The sequence below is a fragment of the Noviherbaspirillum saxi genome, assembly GCF_003591035.1.
In the GTDB taxonomy this organism is placed as follows: domain Bacteria; phylum Pseudomonadota; class Gammaproteobacteria; order Burkholderiales; family Burkholderiaceae_D; genus Noviherbaspirillum; species Noviherbaspirillum saxi.
In genome coordinates, this window is the sequence record NZ_QYUO01000001.1 from 2844292 (window position 1) to 2865548 (window position 21257).

17 protein-coding genes and 1 tRNA gene are annotated in these 21257 nt (G+C 56.2%); 10 read left to right on the plus strand and 8 right to left on the minus strand.

Translation table 11 applies throughout. The features are described 5' to 3' along the window. The first annotated feature begins 9 nt into the window (after positions 1 to 9). Together tsaE and D3871_RS13415 are read left to right on the plus strand one after the other, a co-directional pair. Positions 10 to 495: a tRNA (adenosine(37)-N6)-threonylcarbamoyltransferase complex ATPase subunit type 1 TsaE gene (gene tsaE / locus D3871_RS13410; protein WP_119769347.1), complete on the plus strand. Its 486-nt coding sequence runs from the start codon at positions 10 to 12 to the stop codon at positions 493 to 495. Beyond that, a complete protein-coding gene (locus D3871_RS13415) occupies positions 459 to 1835 on the plus strand; it encodes an N-acetylmuramoyl-L-alanine amidase (protein ID WP_119769348.1) in 1377 nt (458 codons plus the stop codon). Before tsaE ends, D3871_RS13415 begins: the two co-directional genes overlap by 37 nt. 28 nt (positions 1836 to 1863) lie before the next feature. Here the strand turns inward: D3871_RS13415 and D3871_RS13420 are convergent, their stop codons facing one another. Further along, on the minus strand, positions 1864 to 2505 hold the full coding sequence (locus tag D3871_RS13420) for a VTT domain-containing protein (protein ID WP_119770066.1): 642 nt from the start codon (positions 2503 to 2505) through the stop codon (positions 1864 to 1866). 124 nt (positions 2506 to 2629) lie between these two features. Here D3871_RS13420 and mutL point away from each other — a divergent pair, with 124 nt between their 5' ends. The 7 genes from mutL to D3871_RS13455 all read left to right on the plus strand — a co-directional run bounded on the left by mutL (position 2630) and on the right by D3871_RS13455 (position 9541). Then, positions 2630 to 4495, plus strand: a complete 1866-nt coding sequence (gene mutL, locus D3871_RS13425; RefSeq protein WP_119769349.1) for a DNA mismatch repair endonuclease MutL — start codon at positions 2630 to 2632, stop codon at positions 4493 to 4495. A 4-nt stretch (positions 4496 to 4499) separates the two neighbouring features. Then, a complete protein-coding gene (locus D3871_RS13430; protein ID WP_158597933.1) occupies positions 4500 to 5717 on the plus strand; it encodes a multidrug effflux MFS transporter in 1218 nt (405 codons plus the stop codon). Next, on the plus strand, positions 5714 to 6670 hold the full coding sequence (miaA, locus tag D3871_RS13435) for a tRNA (adenosine(37)-N6)-dimethylallyltransferase MiaA (RefSeq protein ID WP_119769351.1): 957 nt from the start codon (positions 5714 to 5716) through the stop codon (positions 6668 to 6670). Before D3871_RS13430 ends, miaA begins: the two co-directional genes overlap by 4 nt. A 76-nt stretch (positions 6671 to 6746) precedes the next feature. Next, positions 6747 to 6823, plus strand: a tRNA-Met gene (locus D3871_RS13440). Positions 6824 to 6988: 165 nt separating this feature from the next. After that, positions 6989 to 7441 carry an Arm DNA-binding domain-containing protein gene (locus D3871_RS13445; protein ID WP_119769352.1) on the plus strand — a complete coding sequence of 151 codons (453 nt, stop codon included), beginning with the start codon at positions 6989 to 6991 and terminating at the stop codon, positions 7439 to 7441. A 3-nt stretch (positions 7442 to 7444) separates the two neighbouring features. After that, the gene (locus D3871_RS13450; protein WP_119769353.1) at positions 7445 to 8710 is read left to right on the plus strand and encodes a tyrosine-type recombinase/integrase; all 1266 of its coding nucleotides are present in this window, start codon (positions 7445 to 7447) and stop codon (positions 8708 to 8710) included. Between the two features lie 432 nt (positions 8711 to 9142). Continuing rightward, positions 9143 to 9541, plus strand: coding sequence for a helix-turn-helix domain-containing protein (locus D3871_RS13455; RefSeq protein ID WP_119769354.1), 399 nt, complete (start codon positions 9143 to 9145; stop codon positions 9539 to 9541). Between the two features lie 3 nt (positions 9542 to 9544). Here the strand turns inward: D3871_RS13455 and D3871_RS13460 are convergent, their stop codons facing one another. From D3871_RS13460 to D3871_RS13490, 7 genes are all read right to left on the minus strand, one after another. Next, positions 9545 to 11041 (minus strand): PDDEXK family nuclease, encoded by a 1497-nt coding sequence (locus D3871_RS13460; RefSeq protein ID WP_119769355.1) that lies wholly within the window; start codon positions 11039 to 11041, stop codon positions 9545 to 9547. A 144-nt stretch (positions 11042 to 11185) separates the two neighbouring features. Continuing rightward, positions 11186 to 12139 (minus strand): phospholipase D family protein, encoded by a 954-nt coding sequence (locus D3871_RS13465; RefSeq protein ID WP_119769356.1) that lies wholly within the window; start codon positions 12137 to 12139, stop codon positions 11186 to 11188. A 2-nt stretch (positions 12140 to 12141) separates the two neighbouring features. Next, on the minus strand, positions 12142 to 13974 hold the full coding sequence (locus D3871_RS13470; RefSeq protein ID WP_199724768.1) for an ATP-binding protein: 1833 nt from the start codon (positions 13972 to 13974) through the stop codon (positions 12142 to 12144). Continuing rightward, positions 13971 to 15590 (minus strand): DEAD/DEAH box helicase, encoded by a 1620-nt coding sequence (locus D3871_RS13475; RefSeq protein ID WP_119769357.1) that lies wholly within the window; start codon positions 15588 to 15590, stop codon positions 13971 to 13973. The genes D3871_RS13470 and D3871_RS13475 overlap by 4 nt, the downstream gene beginning before the upstream one ends. A 17-nt stretch (positions 15591 to 15607) precedes the next feature. Further along, complete coding sequence (locus D3871_RS13480; protein WP_119769358.1) at positions 15608 to 16450, minus strand: phosphoadenosine phosphosulfate reductase domain-containing protein; 843 nt, start codon at positions 16448 to 16450, stop codon at positions 15608 to 15610. Next, on the minus strand, positions 16443 to 19787 hold the full coding sequence (locus D3871_RS13485) for an ATP-binding protein (protein ID WP_119769359.1): 3345 nt from the start codon (positions 19785 to 19787) through the stop codon (positions 16443 to 16445). Before D3871_RS13485 ends, D3871_RS13480 begins: the two co-directional genes overlap by 8 nt. Further along, positions 19777 to 20715, minus strand: coding sequence for a DUF4007 family protein (locus D3871_RS13490; RefSeq protein ID WP_119769360.1), 939 nt, complete (start codon positions 20713 to 20715; stop codon positions 19777 to 19779). The genes D3871_RS13485 and D3871_RS13490 overlap by 11 nt, the downstream gene beginning before the upstream one ends. A gap of 171 nt (positions 20716 to 20886) precedes the next feature. Between D3871_RS13490 and D3871_RS13495 the strand changes: the two genes are divergently transcribed. Further along, positions 20887 to 21225 carry a hypothetical protein gene (locus tag D3871_RS13495; protein WP_147376811.1) on the plus strand — a complete coding sequence of 113 codons (339 nt, stop codon included), beginning with the start codon at positions 20887 to 20889 and terminating at the stop codon, positions 21223 to 21225. Positions 21226 to 21257: the final 32 nt, after the last annotated feature.

Consider the following 21257-nt stretch of genomic DNA (forward strand, 5'->3'; position numbering starts at 1 on the left):
TTTTACGAGATGCGGCATTTCCACACTCATTTGCATGACGAATCCGGCACCGCGGCGTTGGGCACGGCGTTCGCCCGCGCGCTGGCGCCCGGCCTGACCATTTACCTGCATGGCGACCTGGGCGCGGGCAAGACCGCGTTTACCCGGGCGCTGTTGCATGCGGCCGGACACGCCGGCCACGTCAAAAGCCCAACCTATACCCTGGCCGAACCGTACAAGGTGGTCGTCGGCGGTCAGCCGGTCGAAGTCATCCATTTCGATTTATATCGCCTCGCCAGTCCGGAAGAATTTCTGGAGGCCGGGTTTCGGGAATATTTCAACGACAAGTCGATCTGCATCATTGAATGGCCGGAAAAAGCGGAAAGGGTGTTGCCCAAGCCAGACATAAACATGCATTTGAGCATTATCGGCGAAGGGCGTGATATAGAATGTCAAGCCTTGTCCGACCAAGGTTTTCAATGTCTCGATCGCCTGAAATTTGCGCCAAACCTGTGACTTACGCCACGAAGTCGCGACGGCGCCGCACAGTTCTCAAAGCCGGCGGCACCCTTCTCCTCTCCGTCTTTACACCTTTGCCCTCGCATGCCGCGCAGATTCTGGCGGTACGCGTCTGGCCGGCCGAGGACTACACGCGCGTGACGCTGGAGAACGACACCAACCTGAAGACCAGCCATTTCATCGTCAAGGATCCGGAACGGCTGGTGGTCGATATCGAAGGACTGGAACTCAATCCGACGCTCAAGCAGCTGGTCGCCAAGATCCAGTCGAACGATCCTTACATCAAGCAGGTGCGCGTCGGCCAGAACCGTCCGAACGTGGTGCGGCTGGTATTCGACCTGAAGGAAGAAATCAATCCACAGGTGTTTACGCTGGCCCCGATCGGCGACTACAAGCACCGTCTGATCTTCGACCTGTACCCGATCAATCCGGCAGACCCGATCGCTGCCCTGATCAACAAAGGCGAGTGGACCAGCGAGCGTTCGCCGGCAACCGACCCAGTGCCGCCGCTGGCGGAAGCCAAGCCGGACGCCAAGCCCGACGTCAAACCCGAGATCAGGCCCGGCACCGATGCGCAGCCGGCAAAACCGGAGCCGAAAGCGGACCCCGACAGGCCATCCACCCTGACCCGCATGATCACGATTGCGCTCGATCCCGGCCACGGCGGGGAAGATCCGGGTGCAGTGGGACGCGGCGGCAGTCGCGAAAAGGATGTTGTACTGGCAATCGCCAAGCGTCTCAAGACCAAGATCGAGGGTCAGCCGAACATGCGTGTGATGCTCACGCGCGACGGCGACTTCTTCGTGCCGCTCCATGTCCGGGTGCAAAAAGCGCGCAAGGTGCAGGCCGACCTGTTCGTCTCCATCCATGCCGACGCCTGGGTGGAAACCACGGCTCGCGGCTCATCGGTGTTCGTGCTGTCGGAAAAAGGCGCATCGTCGACTGCCGCGCGCTGGCTTGCGAACAAAGAAAACGCGGCCGACCTGATCGGCGGCGTCAACATCAAGACCCACGACCGCCAGTTGGCCAGCGTGCTGCTCGACCTGTCGACTACCGCGCAGATCAGTGACAGCCTCAAGCTGGGCAAGGCGGTGCTGAGTGAAATCGGCGGGATCAACCGGCTGCACAAGCCGGCGGTCGAACAAGCAGGCTTCGCGGTGCTGAAAGCGCCCGACATCCCCAGCATCCTGATCGAAACCGCCTTCATCTCCAATCCGGAAGAAGAAGCGAAGCTGAGCGACGATGCGTATCAGGACCAGATGGCGCAAGCCGTCCTGAAAGGCATTCAAAAGTATTTCGCGCGCAACCCGCCGCTGGCGAAAAACCGGATGACCTGAGCGTGCGGGCCTCCGTGGCCCGGAGAGTTTATCGCCAGACTCTGCGCGACAGCTTCCAGACAGCGCCCACAGCGACCGGAATCACGGCGGCCCCGACACCGACCAGCACGATGGTATTGAGGTGATTGCGGATGATGGGGATATTGCCAAAGAAATAGCCGGCGGCGACAAGGCTGATCACCCAGAACAAGGCGCCAGCGACATTAAACAGCTGGAATTTTGTAAACGTCATCATCGACACCCCCGCCACGAAGGGGGCAAACGTGCGAACGACAGGGACGAAACGCGCGAGGACGATGGTCTTGCCGCCGTGATTTTCATAGAACGCATGCGTCTTGCGCAGCGCATCCTTGTCCAGCCAGCGGTAATCGTGGGTAAACACTTTTTCGCCGATGGCCCGTCCTACCCAGTAATTCACCGTATTGCCGGTAATGGCGGCAATGATGAGCAAGGTCATCAATAACCATTCATTCATTGCACCGGTGGCACAAAAGGCGCCGGCAATGAATAGTAGCGAGTCGCCTGGCAGAAAAGGCAACACGACCAAACCGGTTTCACAGAACACGATCGCAAACAGCACCACATAAACCATTGTGCCGTACTGATCGATGATAACGCCAAGCGATTTATCGATATGCAACATCATATCGAGGAATTGCATCAAATCCATGCTTTCTCCATCCAGGTTCCGGCGCATCATACACCACTGCCTGAAGGAAAAATAAGAGCTGGCACAAACTCCCGCGCTATTCCCTCGGCTCATGCCGAACAGGTGGCAAAGGTATAATCCCGGCATGAATGCGCCGCCTAGCTTACCTCGCCCGATACAGGCCCTGTCCGACCAACTGATTTCCCAGATCGCTGCCGGCGAAGTGGTGGATCGTCCTTCGGCAGTGGTCAAAGAGCTATTGGAAAACGCGCTGGATGCCGGCTCTACCCAGATCACGGTACGACTTGAAGAAGGCGGCGTCAAACGCATCGCGATTACCGACAATGGGCGCGGCATTTCACCGGAACAAATACCGCTGGCGCTGGCACGGCACGCCACTTCCAAGATTGCCTCGCTGGCCGATCTGGAAAATGTCGGCACCCTTGGATTTCGCGGCGAAGCCCTTGCATCCATTGCATCAGTCGCACAACTGACCCTGACCTCGCGCGGCCCGGATGCGGACCATGCCTGGGAAATTTCCGGAAACCAGGGTAATCAGGTCATTCCTTCATCAGGCGCGCAAGGCACCACGGTCGATGTCAGGGATCTGTACTACAACACGCCGGCACGCCGTAAGTTCCTGAAGTCCGAACAAACCGAATTCGGTCACTGCGCCGAAGTAGTCAGGCGCATCGCCCTGTCGCGGCCGGATGTCGCTTTTTCACTTACGCATAATGGCAAAACCGTCGACCACTGGAACATCAGCGGCATCGAAAAACGTAGTGCCCACATTCTCGGTAATGAATTTGCCGATGCCCGCCTGGCACTCGACGAAGCGGCCGGCCCCTTGCGATTGCATGGCTTCGTCGGTCTGCCGACCGCATCCAAAGCGCGTGCCGATGGCCAGTATTTTTATGTCAACGGTCGCTTCGTGCGCGACAAGCTGCTCACGCATGCAGTGCGCGCCGCGTACCAGGACGTGCTGCATGGCGACCGTTATCCCTGTTACGTGCTCGGCCTGGACCTGGATCCGGCACTGGTTGACGTGAACGTGCACCCCTCCAAAATCGAAGTGCGTTTTCGGGACAGCCGCGCGGTGCACCAATTCGTGTTCCATGCGGTGAGTCGCGCACTGGCACAGACCTCGGCCACCTCCTATGGATCGACCCCTGCGCCGGTGACGGCCGCACCGGGCCCATTGCCTTGGGTGCGCGAGCAAAAGCAGACTGCGTTCAGCATGCCGTTTGCGACGACCGGTGGTGGCGTTGCGCAGACAGCCGCAGCATATGGCGCACTGTTCTCATCATCGGACGATCCGGCACGCAGAGCGCCGAATGAAAACATGGCCGTGATGGATGGAACCATATCCCCGGTAAGCACCTGGCGTGCCGAGGAAAACCAAGGTGCGACGAAGCTTCCCGACGAAGAATTCCCGCTCGGTTTTGCACTGGCACAGTTGCATGGAATCTATGTCCTCGCGCAAAACAGGAAGGGACTTGTGCTGGTCGACATGCATGCCGCCCATGAACGCATTCTCTACGAACAGCTGAAGAATGCTCTGGATGAAGATGCAATGCAGATCCAGCCGCTCCTGATTCCGGTGACCTTCCATGCCGACCCCATAGAGGTGGGTACAGTCGAAGAAAACCAGGCGGCGCTGCAGGCTCTGGGATTCGACATCAGCGCTCTGTCTCCCACCACGCTGGCGGTGCGCGCGATTCCGGCATTGCTCAAGAACGCCGATGCACAAACGCTGGCGCGTGACGTGCTGCGCGATGTGCGTGAGTTCGGCGGATCGCGTGTCCTCGTGGAGCGGCGCAATGAAATGCTGGGCACCCTGGCCTGCCATACCGCTGTGCGCGCAAACCGGACACTGACCCTTCCCGAAATGAATGCACTGCTGCGCCAGATGGAAGCGACCGAACGTGCCGACCAGTGCAATCATGGCCGGCCTACCTGGATACAACTCGCTTTGTCGGACCTGGACAAACTTTTCCTGCGTGGCCAGTAAGCACGTGAACACGCCTGGCCCTCCTCTCGCGCAATTCGCGCATGCTCCGCTGCTGTTGCTGATCATCGCTTTCATGATGCTGCAGCCGCTGTCGACCGACCTGTACCTTGCCTCGCTGCCCGGACTGGCCAGCAGCTTCAACGTGCCGCCAGCCACGGTCCAATTGACGCTCTCGCTGTTCGTGATCGGTTTCGGCGGCGCTCAATTGATCATCGGTCCGCTTTCGGATCGCTTCGGGCGTCGTCCTGTCTTGCTCTGCGGACTCGTCCTCTATGTCGCAGCAAGTATTTTTTGCGCACTGGCGCCATCGATCACGATGCTGATCGTTGCGCGCTTTCTGCAAGCGCTGGGCTGCTGCGCGGCGGTCATCATCGCGCGTGCCATCGTACGCGATGCCTATGCGCCCGAGCATAGTGTCCGGGTCGTGGCCAGCGCGAGTACCTGGCTATCGCTCGCCCCCATCGTTGGTCCTATCGTCGGCTCGTATCTGCAGGTTGCATTCGGCTGGCGCGCCGCCTTTGCCGCGCTTGGCCTGTTTTCCGCCTGCGTATTGGCAGTGAGCCTCAAGCGCATGCCGGAAACAAACCTGCACAGGAACGCCCGCGCGACTGAACTGTCCGGCTTGCTGGAAAACTATCGGCTGGTGCTGGGTTCGCGCGAATTCTGGGCGCATGCCTTGCCCGGCGCCCTGTCATACGGTGCGATCTTTTCCTTCATTTCCGGATCGTCGTTTGTGCTGATCCGCGTGCTGGATGTACCGACTTCATGGTTCGGATATTGTTTCGCATTCGGTGTGTCGGGTTACATGAGCGGCACCATCATCTGCCGACGACTGCTACCGACGATAGGCAGCGCACGCACTTTTCGCATCGGCAGCCTGACCTCGCTTGTTGCAGGTTGCGGTTTTATGGCTGCGGTTGCGGCCGGCATTGCGCATTGGTCGCTGATGCTGGCGGCAATGTTTTTGACCATGCTCGCGCACGGCATCAACTTTCCGATTGCGCAATCCGGCGCCGTATCGCCGTTTCCGCAGCAGGCAGGTACTGCCGCCGGGCTGATGGGGGCACTGTATATGAGCATCGCCTTCACCGTCGGTACCGTGGTCGGCGCCACCCACAATGGCACGCTGTATCCGCTCGCCATCATTTCATGCACGCTGGGCTTGCTGATATTTGCTTCGGTGCGCAGTATTCCCGCAGCCCTGTCGAAGGCGGAGTCATGAATACGCTTGCAAAACCCCTGGCCGTGGCGCTCATGGGGCCGACCGCATCCGGCAAGACAGCCGCTGCGCTGGAAATTGCGCATCGACTTCCGGTGGAAATCATTTCGGTAGACTCGGCGCTGGTCTATCGCGGCATGGATATCGGAACCGCCAAACCAACACTGGCGGAACGTGCAGTCGCCCCACACCACTTGATCGATATTCTGGATCCGGCCGAGTCGTACTCCGTCATGCAATTTCGCGAAGATGCGATTCGTCTAACCGTGGATATCGCCAGCCGCGGCAAGCTTCCATTGCTGGTCGGCGGCACCATGTTGTACTTCAAGGCATTGCGTGATGGCCTCGACGCATTGCCGCAGGCAGATCCCGCGCTGCGGGCGCAATTGGACGAAGAAGCGGCCAAAATCGGGATACCGGCAATGCATGCGCGGCTGGCTACCCTCGATCCGCAAACCGCAGCCCGGCTGAAACCAAATGACTCCCAGCGCATCCAGCGCGCGCTGGAAATTTTTGCGCTCACCGGTCAGCCGATGTCTTCCTTGCTTGCGCGCGCTGCCAAGAGCGATTTGCCATTCGATTTGTTGCCAATTTCGCTTGAACCATCCGTCCGCAGTGTGCTACATGCGCGGATCGCGACACGTTTCGATGCGATGCTTGACCGTGAAAACGGCGGACTACTGCAAGAAGTCGAACGATTACGCGCGCGCGGCGATTTGCATCCGGGACTGCCCTCGATACGTTGCGTCGGCTATCGACAGGCTTGGGAATATTTAGATGGGGATATCGATTTTGACGTATTGCGCGATAAAGGAATTGCGGCGACACGCCAGTTGGCAAAGCGCCAATTAACCTGGTTGCGATCCATGCCTGATCGCACAGTGGTCGACTGCATCCAGCCCGACGCAGCCACAATGGTCCGAGAGCTTGTGATAAAGGCACTTGCCGGACGCTGACGATTGCCGCCCGGATAATTTGCATTCACATATCTTGACAGCCGTAATGAATCGCCTCATAATTTATGGCTATTCTGGTGATATAGCTCAGTTGGTTAGAGCACAGCACTCATAATGCTGGGGTCGGTGGTTCAAGTCCACCTATCACCACCAATACCATGTCCCAGGAAGTCCTGGAACATCCCAAAACCCGCTTCTAGCCCCGTGCTGATGCGGGTTTTTTGTTTTTTGATGACTCTTGGCATCCGTTGACATCCCAATCTTGTGTTGGTACTTTTGCTAATACGCGCAGGCTCATTCACATGAGATACCAGCAAAATGCCGAAACTCGCCATGCCCCTGACTGAAGAACAGATCGGTGCGCTTGTGCCAAGGGAGCGCCGATACAGGGTAGGCGACGGTCACGGCCTCTACCTGTTGGTTGAACCGACGGGAAAAAAGCGCTGGCGAATGAGTTTTCATCTGCGCGGCAGGGAAAGTACGGTTGCGTTTGGCGATTATCCCGACATGTCGCTGGCGGACGCGCGGCAGCAGTGCATCAATGCAAACCGGCTCATCAGCGATGGCATCGACCCGGTCGAATGGAAACGGCAACAGCGCCGGCAAGCGCAGGCCGCCACGCCAACCACGCGCAAATTCCATCTCTCCATGAATGCCCAGGGCGGCCTGGTCATCGAAAACAGATCCCATCACATGGCATTGACCGCGCAGCAAGTCGCCGCACTACGCGCTTTCTTGATCGCAACTGGCGACGAGACCCAAGGAGAATAAACCTTGCCAAAACTCGCCACGCCACTCACCGACATCCAGCCACGCACCGCCAAGCGCAAAGACAAACCCTACAAGCTGGCCGATGGCGGCGGCTTGTATTTGCTGGTCAACCCGGACGGCTCGAAATATTGGCGCATGGGTTATCGTTTCGGCGGCGTCCAGCGATTGCTCGCGTTTGGCAAGTACCCGGAAATTTCCCTGGCCGACGCCAGGAAAGCACGCGCGGCCGCGCGCGCCAAGATCAATGCCGGCATCGACCCGGCGCAAGCCCGGCGCATCGAAAAGCGGCAAAAGGCGATCGAGTCCGCCAACACGTTCGAGGCCATCGCCCGCGAATGGCACCAGCACAAGGTCGACTCGTGGCAGCCCCGGACAGCCACCAACGTCCTGTACCGACTGGAAAAAGATGTGTTCCCGTTGATCGGCAAGTACCCCATCAAGGACCTCAAGGCCCCCGTCATTCTCGACATGCTCAGGCAAATCGAACGGCGCGGCGCAGTGGAGATGGCCAAACGGCAGGCGCAGGTATGCGGGCAAATCTTCCGCTATGCCGTCGCCACGGGCGTGGCTGAATACGACCCGGTGCCCAGCCTGCGCGGCGCTTTGAGGCCGACGCCGAGAGGGCATCACGCGGCGATCACGCCGGATGAGCTGCCGGAATTCCTCCGCATCCTGGCAAAGAACGAAGTCCACATGTCGCCCCCGACGCGGATACTCACGCGCCTGATGCTGCTGGTGTTTGTGCGCACCAGCGAACTGACAGAAACGCCGTGGAGCGAAATCGATCTTGACCATGAAGAATGGGTGATCCCCTGGCAGCGCATGAAGATGGGGAAGCGCAAGATCAACCCGCGCAAGGTCGACCATCATGTGTTCCTGCCGCGCCAGGGCTGGGCGCTGCTGCGGGAACTGCACACGTTTACGGGTGGCGGCAAATATCTTTTCCCGAACCGGAATGACCATGAGCGCCCGGCCAGCAATTGGGGAATATTGGCGGCGCTAAAGCGCATGGGATACAGCGGCAGGATGACCGGACACGGCTTCCGTTCATTGGCGATGGGCGTGATCAAGGAGCGGCTCGGCTACCGGCATGAAGTGGTGGACCGGCAGCTGTCGCACCAGTCCGGCGACACCTACGGCGAAGCCTACGATCGCGCCGAGTTCAAGGAGGAGCGTAAGAAAATGATGCAGGAATATGCAGACTACCTGGATGCCGTTGCAAGCGATCAGGCAGCTACCCGCGGACGCCAAACATTAAGACTTAATTGATGGCAGAAAGCAGCCTGTCCAGGTTGCTGGTCGAACGACTGCTATGTTTACCAGCGGACATTCGCGAAGACTTGCCAGTAGGCAGCAACCGGCCAATTCCAGCCTTTCGCGGATTTGCTCCATAGCTGCCATTGGATTCGCGTGCTGCTCCGAAGCCGCCAGTGACACGAAATCGTACAGCCTTGCCATTTTGGCGCGCCGCAGTGACGCGAAAACGGCAAAATCAAACAATCTTCCATCGGGCAGGCAACGCCCCAAAGCCGCCAGTCGCGTTCCTTATTGATCCGGCATAGGTTTGCCGAGCCTAATTTTCCAGAAGGCATTGCCGGTTTGAATACTAAATAAATCTGAATTGATTGGTCAGCGTTGTCGGGATTTCGCGCCGAGCGAGTGCATCAAATAAGATCGATGATGCATGTAGCGAGGACGGCGATGGAACGAAGCGACAGCAGGCTACTGCCGGTAGCGGCGCTCAACGAACGGCGGCGCGCAGTGATCTTGCGCTTGAGCGGAATGAAACTCGATCAGGTATGCGCGTTGTCGGAATTGTCCAAGGGAGTCGTCATTGCGGCAGTCCGAGCATATCATCGCGGCGGCTGGGAAGCGGTGGCCGTGCAAACGCATCGCGGCCCGCACAAGGGCGAAGGCTGCCTGCTCGATGAGGAGCAGCAACAGGCGATCCAGAACCTGATCCATGACCGGATGCCAGACCAGTTGGGTTTGCCGTTCGCGTTATGGAGTCGGCCGGCGGTGAGCGCGCTGATCGAGCACGAATACGGCCTGACGCTGCCGGTGCGCACAGTGGGCAGTCGCTTTTTAAAAGGGAAATAGCGGTCAGCCACTATTCTTAGATTGTCGCCGCTTTCGTTTCGGTTTGTCATTTAGCGGCGCGTACGACACCAGGTCAGTGTATTTTTCGAGTAGGTCGGGATTTTTCTTTAAACGCTCCTCGATCTCGTCCCGCGTCCACCAGTCCGCCGTAAATTTTTGGTCCGAGCGAATTTTTTCCAGTAGAGACGTGAGGCCGGACGAAATGGATGCGTTCGTAATGAGGAAATACCCCTCATAGCCCCCAAGGTAGAGCACTTCAAAGGGACCCGCTCCATTTGGAATCCCCAATGTCTTTTGCGAAAACTTGCATTGCACGACAAACTTCGTGATCTGAAGCGGCTGATCACCTTCATATACCGGTATATCGGTAGGGCTATAAGTCACAATTTCTGCAATTAGATCCCTACCTTGATCGGGCTGCATCGTGGGCGAGACTTTGCGCACCCGTTGGACATCCGGCTCCCTGCCCAGCAGTTCTCTACAAAGATCTTCAAAGCGGGCGGCGTCGCCCTCCGCATTCCAATTTAAAGGCGCATTCTCGTAAAGAAAATCGATCTTTCGTCGCACAGCAACGGAGAACTTGTCCCGCTCATCGTTAAATCGACTCAAACCAAAATCACCACGTTGCGACACCAGCCAGTCTCCCGAGAGAAAGATCATATGCGACTCAGTAGCCAAGACCTGGGTGTCCTCATCGCTTAAAGCTTTTAGTAGTAAAAGTGCCTGCTTGATTTCCGAACCCGCATAGTAATGCCGTAGATTTTTCGTCTTGAAATAAACACTATGGTCATCCGCGAGTTCGCTCCGTCCGGCGACAGTTTTGGGTAGTGTTGAACCGAGGATTTTACGAATTAACGGTGACTTTAGCGCAGTAATTCCACTTTTGTAGATCTGAACGTATGTCCAATCAGGCTTGCATCGCTCCACGGCTACTACGTCGTCGGCTTCCAATTCGACCGACGCAGCCACCACATCCCTGAGTGCATGAACATGTGGGCGATCCCATGCGTACTCAGAATTTTTAGAGGACTCGGAAAAGTACCACATCAAGAAGCAGAGAAAGTTTCGATACAATGAAAGAGTGGCGCCGAGCTTTGCCAAGCCCGCGTCGTCCTGTGAAATAATGGACAAATTGGGTTGCGTTACGATCGCATGGCGACCGTACAGCTCTTCATCAATCCCGGAAAACGGGTGTTTAATATCCCACAGCGTGACAGACATATCCTGCACAGCGCATGTGACTGAAAACAGCATCGACAAACAGTCGTGCAAATCAGTACGTTCTCCGTTGTAGGTCCAGGAGGAAGTACGGAACGTAAAGAAAGCAAGAATGAAATTTGAACTGTCGCGCTCCAAGTTCAAAAAGAAGTCAGCCCCATAGGGGTCCGTTACGGTCAACAGCTCCCTATCTCGAACATTCAAGATGAGGCCAAATTGGCTTACCAATTTGCTCAACTCTTCGAAGAATGGGGGATCAAAGTCGCTCGCCGTATCGCTCATATTCGTCCTGGGATCAATGATCTAGTCCAGTGAAGGCCGCACTCCTGTCGCGCCGGCATACCCGCTTGCTGCAATTCCTTTCGCAGCGGTAAATTCCGTGTCGATAAAAATCAGCATGTGAGCGACTAATGTCCGCAAACTGTGTTACCACTTCGCCCTAAAGATTTCGGAGTAGTTGGCTGTGTTCATCTCGAAGCGGTCCGGTTGAAAATATAGCAGCCATCTCATCAGCGTCTGCCAGTCGTTGGTGGAACTGTCTGTGCCACTAATCTGCTTTAAAAAAGCTCGCATTTCACCAAATCGGCGGGCCGTCAGCGCAAAGTGCGCCACGTGCGACACCATAGGCGACGACATAAGCGCGGTACCGACGTGAGCGGAGAAGCTGGATGAGGTAAGGCCGCTCGGCAAATCGAGGCACCCAAGATCATCTACGGCGGCAAGGAACGCCTCCCCACTCAGGTCCGCTCGATTGCCAAGATAGACTTGAAAGATTAGCTCAGGGGTCCGGCACGAAGGTAACCATTCTGCCCAACTGCGACTAGGCGTTGGCGGGAGAATTCCTGCGTCCGGTGACGAGGTTGGTGACGCCGCCGGTTCGGGCGGCGCGAGGGGCTTGGACCAAGTGGCGGCCGCCGCCGCAACCGCCCGCTCCATGGCAGCATGCATTTCGTCAGTGACCGCAACGCTTGCGTCTAAGAGCACCTTTTCAAACAGGTCGGTCTGTGGTGTCCGCTCAAGGAATACGCCAAGTTCCAAATTGGCGTTCGGTGCGTATCCTAGCGCTGCAGCGGTAATGTTGCTGGAGCCCACGAAGACTTGGCCATCGAACCGAAAATATTTGGCGTGAAGCGGATTAATGAGGCGCAAGGACGTGTCTGGGCGGCTGCGCAGCGCGGGCCAAATCGTAAGGTCGCTAACGCCGGCCAGGATCTCCTCCGCCCGCCAACGCGTATAGCAAACTAGTGGAGCGGCACCGGCCTTTTCGAGAACTTTCTTCAGGGCACCGAGTTTAATGAAGGGAGCGACGAGCACAATCTGTTCGCTAGCTTGCTCAGCAAAGTGCTCAAGCTGGTGCCCAACGCTCTCCCAATGAATCACATTTAATCCTCTTGCAAGAATCGCCTTGCAATGCGGCCCCAGTCGAGGCGAGCATCTTGAGCTCTTTGTCGTAGCGGCCCGTCGGTCTGCTCGTCTTCATAACGAGCCCAGGCCATGAGCAGCAGCTTTAAACCGTCCAGCGCTCGATTTAGCCGGGCAGCAACCTCTTCAGGCGAGATATCTGCCGATTCCTCCTCAATTCCGTTTTCAAGGACATCCACCAGTCGCGGGTATGCTGGATGTGTAGTATTGAGGGTGATAATGAGCGCGCCGCCTTTGGGTTGCACTGAAAAGAATGCCGGCGAATCGATCGCCGCCTCGACGAAGACGTACTTCAGCGAATCCTTGACCGTATTGGCGGCCAGTTCGTGCGCGAGCTGTTCGGGCACCCCTTGATTCACAAGGGTGCTTTCGATCTCCGTCTGCTTCTGTTGTGGAGGCAGTTTCTCGCCGGCGTCGCTTTGGCCACGATGTCCCTCGGTTTGACGTTCTTTCGTTTTTTCCGTCGCTTCCTGTTCAGGACTGTCAGGATCGGCCGGTATATAGCGCTTCTTGCCGCCGCGAGTATTTTTGGTCTGCGCCTCGATCGTGCGGCGCAAATGGCTCAGTCGACTGTCTATGAGCGTTGCCAAGGACAAAAGCGGAGCCCTTGGATCGTCATCCGAGTCCAGCTCTTCCCTTACTTGTGCGAGCGTCTTTTTGCCGCCGTCGGTGAGCGAAGCAACATCCATTTGCGCGATTTCGGAAAAATTCCGTGCTTGCTGTTTGTTGTTTGTAACGCCGAACAACTCATCCAGGGCAGGCGGGAATTGCACCTCTACGCCCCACCAGCGTTCGCGTGGGTCATATTGAATGACAAAAGACTGGTCCAGATCCAGCTCGCGATCGGCGCGCACAATTGAAACGCCAACGTTTTGCCGTGCGTGCTTGCCATACGGGAGCGCGCCGGCTTGTTGCGTCTTACGAGCTTCCTCTTTGGCCAAGGAGAAACGTACCTTTACAACGTGGTCCGCGCCGCGGAAGCGAATTGTTTCCGTCGTCTCAAACAGATCCTCACCGCCCCAGGGGTTGAACATAGGGGTGTCGTTATATGGTGCCGGCGTAGAGCTCGGCGCCATGAGATAGCCCGGATCATTGGGCAAAGCGGAGCGCTCGATGAAATTTGCAGATTGGGGACGGTCATAGTCAAATCCGACCAAGCGAATACTTGCTTTGTTCTCATGCAAAAACTTTCGATACATCCGCCCGATAAGCAACTCTGAATTGTCCATCAGGGTCTTCGCGGTCTTCCAAAGGCAGCGATCAATTTGCGACCACAGTACCAAGGTGCCAGTTTTGCCGAAGTTCTTTCCCACTTTACGCCACACATCCGGGATTGGCTTCTTTGCAGGATCCGGAACGGTCTTCAAAGTGCCGGCTTCTATGTCTCCGAGGTCCAAGTAGGTATGGAGCGCGTTGTCGGGACCATCCGTCCAACTCCAAACGTCGACACGGCGGCATTGGGAAATTGAAGAGGCTGGGAGGCCCATTCCAAATTTCCCCATTCCCATTTGCTCGCTTTGCTTGAGATGAGTGCCGTTACCAAATTGCAGAGCCATTTGGAGCACTTCAGCATCCATGCCTTTGCCGTTATCGAGCACCGCGATTTCAGAAATCCTGGTTCGACGCTGAGTTCCTACGAATACCTGCTGCTCACCGCAAAGCAGTTCAACCCTAGTAGCGCCCGCCTGGATCGCGTTGTCCATTAGCTCCGCCAGCGCGTGAGCAGCGTTTTTATATCCGTTGTCACGCATGGCCTTTACAGCCAAGTGAACCGGCACAATATCTGCACTCATTCCGTTCGCCACACGTCCTCCCAATTTGAAAATGCGCTTTCGACGCTATTAAATCCAGGTAGCCCTGGATCGACGACGGTAACAATTTCAGCTTCGGCATTGCCGCCAGCGCGCAATCCACGAATCGCTCGACCAACCATCTGGCTATAAAGCACGAGGGACAATGTGGGACGTGCGATCACTGCGGCACTTGTTTTTGGTGCGTCGAAGCCTGTGGTGAGTATACCGTAGTTGCAAAGCACAAAAGGCTGCTCATCCGGCGTCTGGTAGGACTCAATAATTCTGGCCCGTGCTTCCTTCGAAGTATTGGTGGTGACGCTATATGCCCTGCAGCCGCGAGCGGCTAACACGGTCGCAAGGATGTCACTCTGGGTGACAGACGCCGCAAAAACAATAATGCGGTTGTGATTGCCGCACAAGCGCTCAATTTCGGCGATGACCTGAAGTGACCGCTGAGTGTGTGCGCCTATGCGGTCCAGGTAGGTTTCTGGGAGCTCCAGCGTCTCCGCAAGTTGCTTCTTTTCTTTTTCGGTAAGCTGAACTCCGGACCGACATTCTAATTGCCGATAGGTGGCCCGCGCGAGGTACTGCTGATCGATCAGATACTGTACTGGATTGGCATAGCCATCGATTTTCAATGTAACCTTTTGCCGGCCGAAGAAGTCCGCCAAATCCTGGTCGGCATTTACGTCATTCCAAGTGCGCCCCGGCGTTGCAGACAGCCCCAAAAGCCGACTTCCGCGATTGCCCTGAACCAGCACATCAAGTAAGAAACGATACGTTTGCGCGATTGCTTGGTGCGCTTCGTCCATCACGACGAACGGTCTTCTGGTCGCGAGTGATGTGATCACTGAAACGTCCGCCTTCGTGCGAGCGTAGAGCTTTGGTAGTCCAGCAACCACGATTCCATCGGTGACCTGGCGAACGTCACATTCGTGCGGACCCCAGAACCTGTAGATATTAATTTTCCTATTGCCTAGGGATTGCCACGCCTTGCTAAACTCTTTTACGGCTTGGTCACAGAGTTCCTCAGAATGGGCCAACCACACTGCCACACGCTGATTTCCGTCCCGCAGGTAGTTTGCGACCAGGTTCATTGCCGTCCGTGTTTTCCCCGCGCCTGTAGGCATATGCAGCAGCGCTCGACCGATTTCGCTGGCTAAGGCGCGCTCAGTTCGCGCCTGGACGTCGATTTGATGCGAAAACAGGGGGTAGACAGCATTGCACTCAACGACTGCAGGAACCGGCTCGACTATGGGAACGGGAGGGACCTCAACCTCGAAAAAGGCAAAGGTGGCGTCACGGACCTTTTTCTGCTTGAAGTTTGCTTGAGTGAGAGTTACATAGGGACTTTCGTCGGCGCCGCCAGCGCCGATAGCTGCAACCAACTCGACGGCTTCTTGTTGGCGCAGGCTGTGCAGCAGATCGGCGCGAATCTGTGGGTCGTCCAGGAGACCCGCCTCCGTGCGCAGCCCTAGCAATAATTCGGTTAGCTTCGCTGGCGATTCAAGACTTTTGTCCAAAAGCCGTACTAGCTCACTGGTATCAGGGCCAAGCCATTTGGTTAGGGCGAGGACATCTATACGACTAAGTACCTGACGGAGCTTGTTGGTCATTGTTATTTAACCCTGGGCTATTTGTGACAGATTAAACAGGCGCCGCCACCTTCCTCCTCAAGATATAACTCGTCGATGTCCATCAATTCGGATTTCTGAGGGCGCAGGGGATTTATTCTAATCCGAGCGTACTCCCGCTGCTTACGAATATTGAAATCTGCCTCAATTGCGGCGACTCGCTCAGGCTGCTCCAATTCTTCAAGCGACTCGCGTTGGGTCCAGGTGAATGGCGAGCCGTGCTCCAAAGCGCTTTTTTCGTAGGCCTTTGCTTCCTCAAACTTATCCGGGTGTTCTTTCTTGAGACGCACCCATTCGATCTTTTGCTGGAAAAAACAGAACGTGCAGCCGCTACGGGACCGCCAGTCGTAATACTTGGGCATGCCGACGCCGGAAGCATCAAGCAAATCATAGACGCCCATCTTGTCCACTCCATGTTCGCGGAACGGCAGTTGCACGATCAGATTATCGTGCTGCGAGATCAGTCCTTCTCGATGCTCTTCATCCGCACGGATGGCAACATAGCTGTACACCTTGTCACCACTTTCAAGCCATGGGCGCACCCAATTTTTGAATGGTAGGAGCTTCAGCTGCCTTGTACACCACCGAGTCTGAGGATTTGGCAGAAAGTGTCCATACTCGCGAAGCCAGAAGTCGAAATCGCGGTGCGGATTGAGGCGTTCAATTTGCTTGCCTAGAAAGCCCTCTAACTTCGCCAGGAAATCATATACCTCAGGAAGCTCCTTGCCCGTGTCGGTAAAAAAGTAGCTTATATCCAGATGCGGATATTTCTGTCGCATGAAAATTGCGAGCGCAGCGCTGTCCTTGCCGCCTGATATGCCAAGTACGTGACGCTCATTCATGGCTCGCTCCTTGTTTAGCACCCAACTTCTCAAACACCGTTGCACCCACTTCAGCGATCGCCGCGAGAAATACCTCGCGTTTCAGTTTGCCGTTCGCCATTTTTGCCAGCAACTCCTTGACGAGCGCATCGACCGCAATGCTGTCGCTTTCAGATACGTCAAACGTACCAGTCACCGTTTTTTTGGATCCAAATACGACGCCAATAGCACGACGAGTCGCTGGCCGGCCGCGGATCTGCGCAAGTGACTCCAGGCGGCGGAACTCCATTGCCCACGTCAATAGCTGCACCTCTCCGGCGTCGATGTCGTGGTCATTCCAATCGCGACTTGGTTTCCCGAGGGCCAACATCAGCAACCCTTCGATGTCCACTAAGGAGCCCTTGTATTCCGACAACCGCGTCGCAAACGCTTCCAACTTGAAATCAGCACCGACCCCATTCACCGTGTTTCCGCGCGCGTTGAGCGACTTTGCGCTGCCCTGGTGGTCTAGGGCCTCGAACATTCGTTTTTCGACGGCCCTAAGGCGCAGATCAAAGACCTCACTCAGCTCTCCCGTAACTTCTGCGATCCGTTGAGCGAGCTGATTTGGGTTACGTGTTTCCAGGATGAGCGGCAGATCTGCAAATAACACCTTATGCGGGTCAGAAGCAGTAAGCAGCACGCGGCGCACCTCCTGAGCCTCCTTTGACAAGAGGGTAGTTCGGCGTGCCCATGAAGGCAGCGCAAAGACGAGTGCCACCAAAGCACGCGCTGAATCAAGCGCATCAGGGGCTACCGGCGAACCCAACCGAGCGCTTAGCGCCGCGGATAGTGCCTCCAGCATTTTCTTTTCGCTCGCCTCAATACGGACAAAACGCCAGCCGATACGCTTTGGATCTTGCAGCCACTCGTCAATGTGAGCGTCTGTTACCTCTGGCGTGAACATGCGCTCAATGTATAAAGCGAGGTGATTGCGATTCACCAAGAAGTACGCCAGGGCGAAGATCGGAAGCAGACCCGCCTTTACTCCCAGCGGGGGAGCTTGCCAGACTTTGTAGAGATCGGAAAGGCTTACGATGTCTTCTGAGTTTGCGAACAATTCTCGTGCCGCCTCCCAAACGGGCGCCATGGAAGCGCTTCTCACGTTCCCACCTGGCTCCGTAAATCGCCAGGCGCCTTTTTTCTCCCGATGCAGGCCCAATGCACGAACAACAGTGTGGTACAGGCCAGCATCCGCAGAGAATGAGGAGTAGCCCAAATTTTCCTGGCTCACATTATTGAGCATCGCATGCAGCAGCTCGCGTTGCGCTTTTGCGGCATTGCTGGAGAGTTCATCGCGGTTGATCAACTCACTATGGACAATAGGCGAGTTGGTAAAAATGTCGTCCGCTATCTCCGAGGCCAAGTGGGAAAGCCCTTCGGCACTAGTGTGCGTCCTAACGTGTCCATCGTGTGCGTAGGACCAAGTCGCGCTATGAAACGCCTCGCGCAGTTCGTCCGACAGCATGGAACGTGTGGCTTGGGTCCTAGAGGCAATCTCGCGCATCGCGATATCATCGCCGTCGAGTTGCTGACTATTCTTCCGAACATATTCCAGAGCCGCAAGTTCGCCGACTAAATCCTCGATTCGATCAGCGTTCGTCGGGGCGCCTACTAGCAGTCCTCGACCTTGTGCGATCTTTGCCAATTTCTTGGTCATTTTTAGACGTGCGTCTGCGTCTACATGCAGGTCGCGTTGTGCCAGTACGAGAAGGAATTCTCCGCACTGGCTTCGTCTTGGGGCGAATTTAGTTAGGTAGGATTCGACCTGTGTCTCGTGGATAATATTCCGCGAGAACCACCGCATGGCGCCGGTATTCCAATAGTGACGGCGAGCCGTAACAGGCCCAAGATCGACCAGGTCGCTCATCCTCGACAGGTCTATCGCGCCTAGTTGTGTTTTGGCGTCACGAACCGCCGCCTCAATGTCAAAATCGCTGCCCGCGTAGACGCCATACGCCTCCAGATGCTTGCGGTAGATGAGAATCGATGCAGATGTGAGTTCGTTGAAAGCCTGTTCGATCGACTTTTGGTCGGACGAGTTGACGCAAGCCACGAGAAGATCTTTCTCGGCAGCCAACCCTGAACCATTGCGCAGAATCTCGATCAGCCCGACCGTTTTTACCAGCTCGACATGCAGGCACGAGAACCTTGCCTCTGCACGTTCAATGGCCTCAGCGCAGATTGCCCAGCGATGGCCGTCGGGTGAGGCCGCAATCGCAGGCTCAAAATTGGCCCGCAGATAGTCCCAGAATTGATGCGGCCAATAGTAGCTCGCCGGACTTGCGTCAAGACCGCGAATCACTTCGGTGAAGCCTAGGGGCTCCGCAGACGCCAAGAAGCTAAAAACGCTACGCTCGTTTTGCCCGAAGCGTTTTTTGGAGGCCGGGCCGAGCATTGCCGCAGTGACGGGATGCAGAGGCCAACAGGCGTCGAGCAGATCCTTGATATCCGAAGCAGCGCTTGGTCGGCGTTTGCGAATGACCTTTGCCACACGCTCGGCAACTTTGGACGACGTGCGCTGATGATCCAAGTTGACTTGCAATGCGCGCCCAATGAGGGACACCATCTCGTCGGAGCCCGCCACCAGTGGGATATCGACGTACCGTCCTTGCACCTTTGCCCACTCTTGCTGCGTTGCTTGGCCAAGGCGTGAGGCATATTGCTCAAACGACTGATGGAGGATGCCGATGACGACCAAGTTGCCTTTGCAACGGCTCGCCGCCTCCGCAAGCTCTTGATAGAAGCCGATATCTTCGCCAGTTTGAGCAGCGTATTCCAGGAATTTGCCCAGCTCGTCGACAATTAAAAGGACGCCGCCTACGTCATCGCGTGTTTCGGCCGCGCGTACCAATTCGGCCACTACGTCACGCCGCCCATCCGTTTGGGGCTTACGCCCGCGTGTGCCACGAAGGCGAGAATCAATGGCAGAACCAATTTCATCAATGATCGAGGTACGCTTGCCGACGACGGGCAACACTGCCCAAGGCTTTCTGCCGCCAAAAAACTTTTGTATGCCGTCGCCGGCGCCGATGGCGAGCGCCGAGCGTGCCGCCTTCCGAACCGGTGCGTCTCCGCCTGCAATAGAGGCTAAGGCAAGCGCCAACGAAGATTTACCTCCGCCGTACGGACCGGTCCAAGTAAAAGCCCTCTGCTGCGTATTGACCAAATGATTCGCGGTCGTTTCCAGGACGGTTTGTGCCGAGGGCTGCAAAATGTATCCCTGCATTGCATCGACACGCCCGAAATCGGCGTCCAATCGAATCGACCGCAAAAACTGCCGATTGACGTCAATGTGATCTGAAAGCTTATCGACCATAAGCCCTCCGCAATATTTCTTTCATCTTTTCTTTCATCGGCTCCTTGCCGACGCGGCTGACTTGGCGAATGCCAGCTGAATCAGTCCACTCCAGATAGGCGCGGGTAACATCGAAAATTCGCGACAGTCGATCGCCTACGGAATCTTCGTCCAGTTTGAAGACCCGCCCAGGTGAACCGTAGTCATGGGCAATCGAATTGAACGATAGTGTCGATTGCGTGTTTTTCGCCGCGGCCTCCCAGCGGCTCCAAAAATCGAGGAGTGCGAACGCAAACACCTCGTCTGGAAGGGAATATTGCGGCCCACGATGAAAATGATAGGTGTCTTTCGCACTCATGGAGAGCAGACCCAGGTCGGAAAGTAACGGCTCCGCGCTATCCTCTGTCGCGTTTTTCAACGCAACGGAGGTGTAGCTGCGGAGGCATACCTCGACATCTCGGGCGAGCGTCGTATTCGAACGGACCGCTTTATTCGCCTCCGCATACTCGTCTATTAATGCCACTACGTCGGCCGAGCGGAAGGACTGACCCTGCAAATAGTTAAAAACGACATACCAAGTGGCCGAACGTGCCGCCCTGCCGGCAAGCATCCAATGAACAAGCCATATGGTCGCCTCACGTTCGAGATACGGGTCGCAACCGCGCACGCCAAAGAGAAGGTCGCCGATCTCTCCGCGGGTAAAGCCATCCTTGCCCGCCTTGCGAATCACATCGCATGCGAGTGCCCAATGTTTGATCGACGACACCATGTTTTTACCGACGCCGAAACGTTGGATAGCCTCGTCGTCGGCGAACACACCCTTCGGGGCGTACTCCGGATATGGTTCAATTTGGGAGAATGCCTTGCGCAACCAAAGTTGCCGCAGCGGAAAAGTTTCGTGCCCAGAGAATACGGGCTCGATATCGGCAGGGAATCGAATTATTGTCATAGACTGGAGACTTCTGCCAGTTAGTAAGCGTTTCAACTGGTGAAGTCTACCAGCTTGACCGATGGTCAGCTAGAGGAGAAACCCGTTTTGTTGCAGTTTTACCCAGGGAAATGAGCCTTTTTGCTCATTTTTAAGATACTGTACACCCATACAGCTCTATAGTTGATAAAAATGAGCATTTTGCTTCTACCAGCCCTAAGCAATCGGTTGTCGGAGATTGAAGCCGCGCCACGTTCGTGGTTGGATGGCCATTCCTTTTCCTCCGAACTTGATGCACTAGCGTCAAACACCGCCAATCTGACCGATGAAGAGCGGCGCGGCTGCATTGCCGAGATCATCGCCCACCGCTTCCACCCAACTACGCCCGCAGATCGAGGTCCTTGGGACTCATATTTCGGACCGACGTCATCTGGGACGGATCAGAACGGAAATGAAGTCTATATTCCTGACGCAAAGCAGATCGACGCAGAGATTATCGAATATTGGAAGGTGCGCTCTGTAGTGGTCTAATTTGCGCAGACACCTCGATAAGTGGATCATTT

What these genes read in the sequence shown, in the direction of transcription:
- miaA (WP_119769351.1), top strand. Translation starts at nt 5,714, where the DNA reads ATGAATACGCTTGCAAAACCCCTGGCCGTGGCGCTCATGGGGCCGACC.
- tsaE (WP_119769347.1), top strand. Translation starts at nt 10, where the DNA reads ATGCGGCATTTCCACACTCATTTGCATGACGAATCCGGCACCGCGGCG.
- D3871_RS13420 (WP_119770066.1), bottom strand. Translation starts at nt 2,505, where the DNA reads ATGGATTTGATGCAATTCCTCGATATGATGTTGCATATCGATAAATCG.
- D3871_RS13415 (WP_119769348.1), top strand. Translation starts at nt 459, where the DNA reads ATGTCTCGATCGCCTGAAATTTGCGCCAAACCTGTGACTTACGCCACG.
- D3871_RS13490 (WP_119769360.1), bottom strand. Translation starts at nt 20,715, where the DNA reads ATGACAATAATTCGATTCCCTGCCGATATCGAGCCCGTATTCTCTGGG.
- D3871_RS13475 (WP_119769357.1), bottom strand. Translation starts at nt 15,590, where the DNA reads ATGACCAACAAGCTCCGTCAGGTACTTAGTCGTATAGATGTCCTCGCC.
- D3871_RS13485 (WP_119769359.1), bottom strand. Translation starts at nt 19,787, where the DNA reads ATGGTCGATAAGCTTTCAGATCACATTGACGTCAATCGGCAGTTTTTG.
- mutL (WP_119769349.1), top strand. Translation starts at nt 2,630, where the DNA reads ATGAATGCGCCGCCTAGCTTACCTCGCCCGATACAGGCCCTGTCCGAC.
- D3871_RS13455 (WP_119769354.1), top strand. Translation starts at nt 9,143, where the DNA reads ATGGAACGAAGCGACAGCAGGCTACTGCCGGTAGCGGCGCTCAACGAA.
- D3871_RS13460 (WP_119769355.1), bottom strand. Translation starts at nt 11,041, where the DNA reads ATGAGCGATACGGCGAGCGACTTTGATCCCCCATTCTTCGAAGAGTTG.
- D3871_RS13480 (WP_119769358.1), bottom strand. Translation starts at nt 16,450, where the DNA reads ATGAATGAGCGTCACGTACTTGGCATATCAGGCGGCAAGGACAGCGCT.
- D3871_RS13470 (WP_199724768.1), bottom strand. Translation starts at nt 13,974, where the DNA reads ATGAGTGCAGATATTGTGCCGGTTCACTTGGCTGTAAAGGCCATGCGT.
- D3871_RS13495 (WP_147376811.1), top strand. Translation starts at nt 20,887, where the DNA reads ATGAGCATTTTGCTTCTACCAGCCCTAAGCAATCGGTTGTCGGAGATT.
- D3871_RS13445 (WP_119769352.1), top strand. Translation starts at nt 6,989, where the DNA reads ATGCCGAAACTCGCCATGCCCCTGACTGAAGAACAGATCGGTGCGCTT.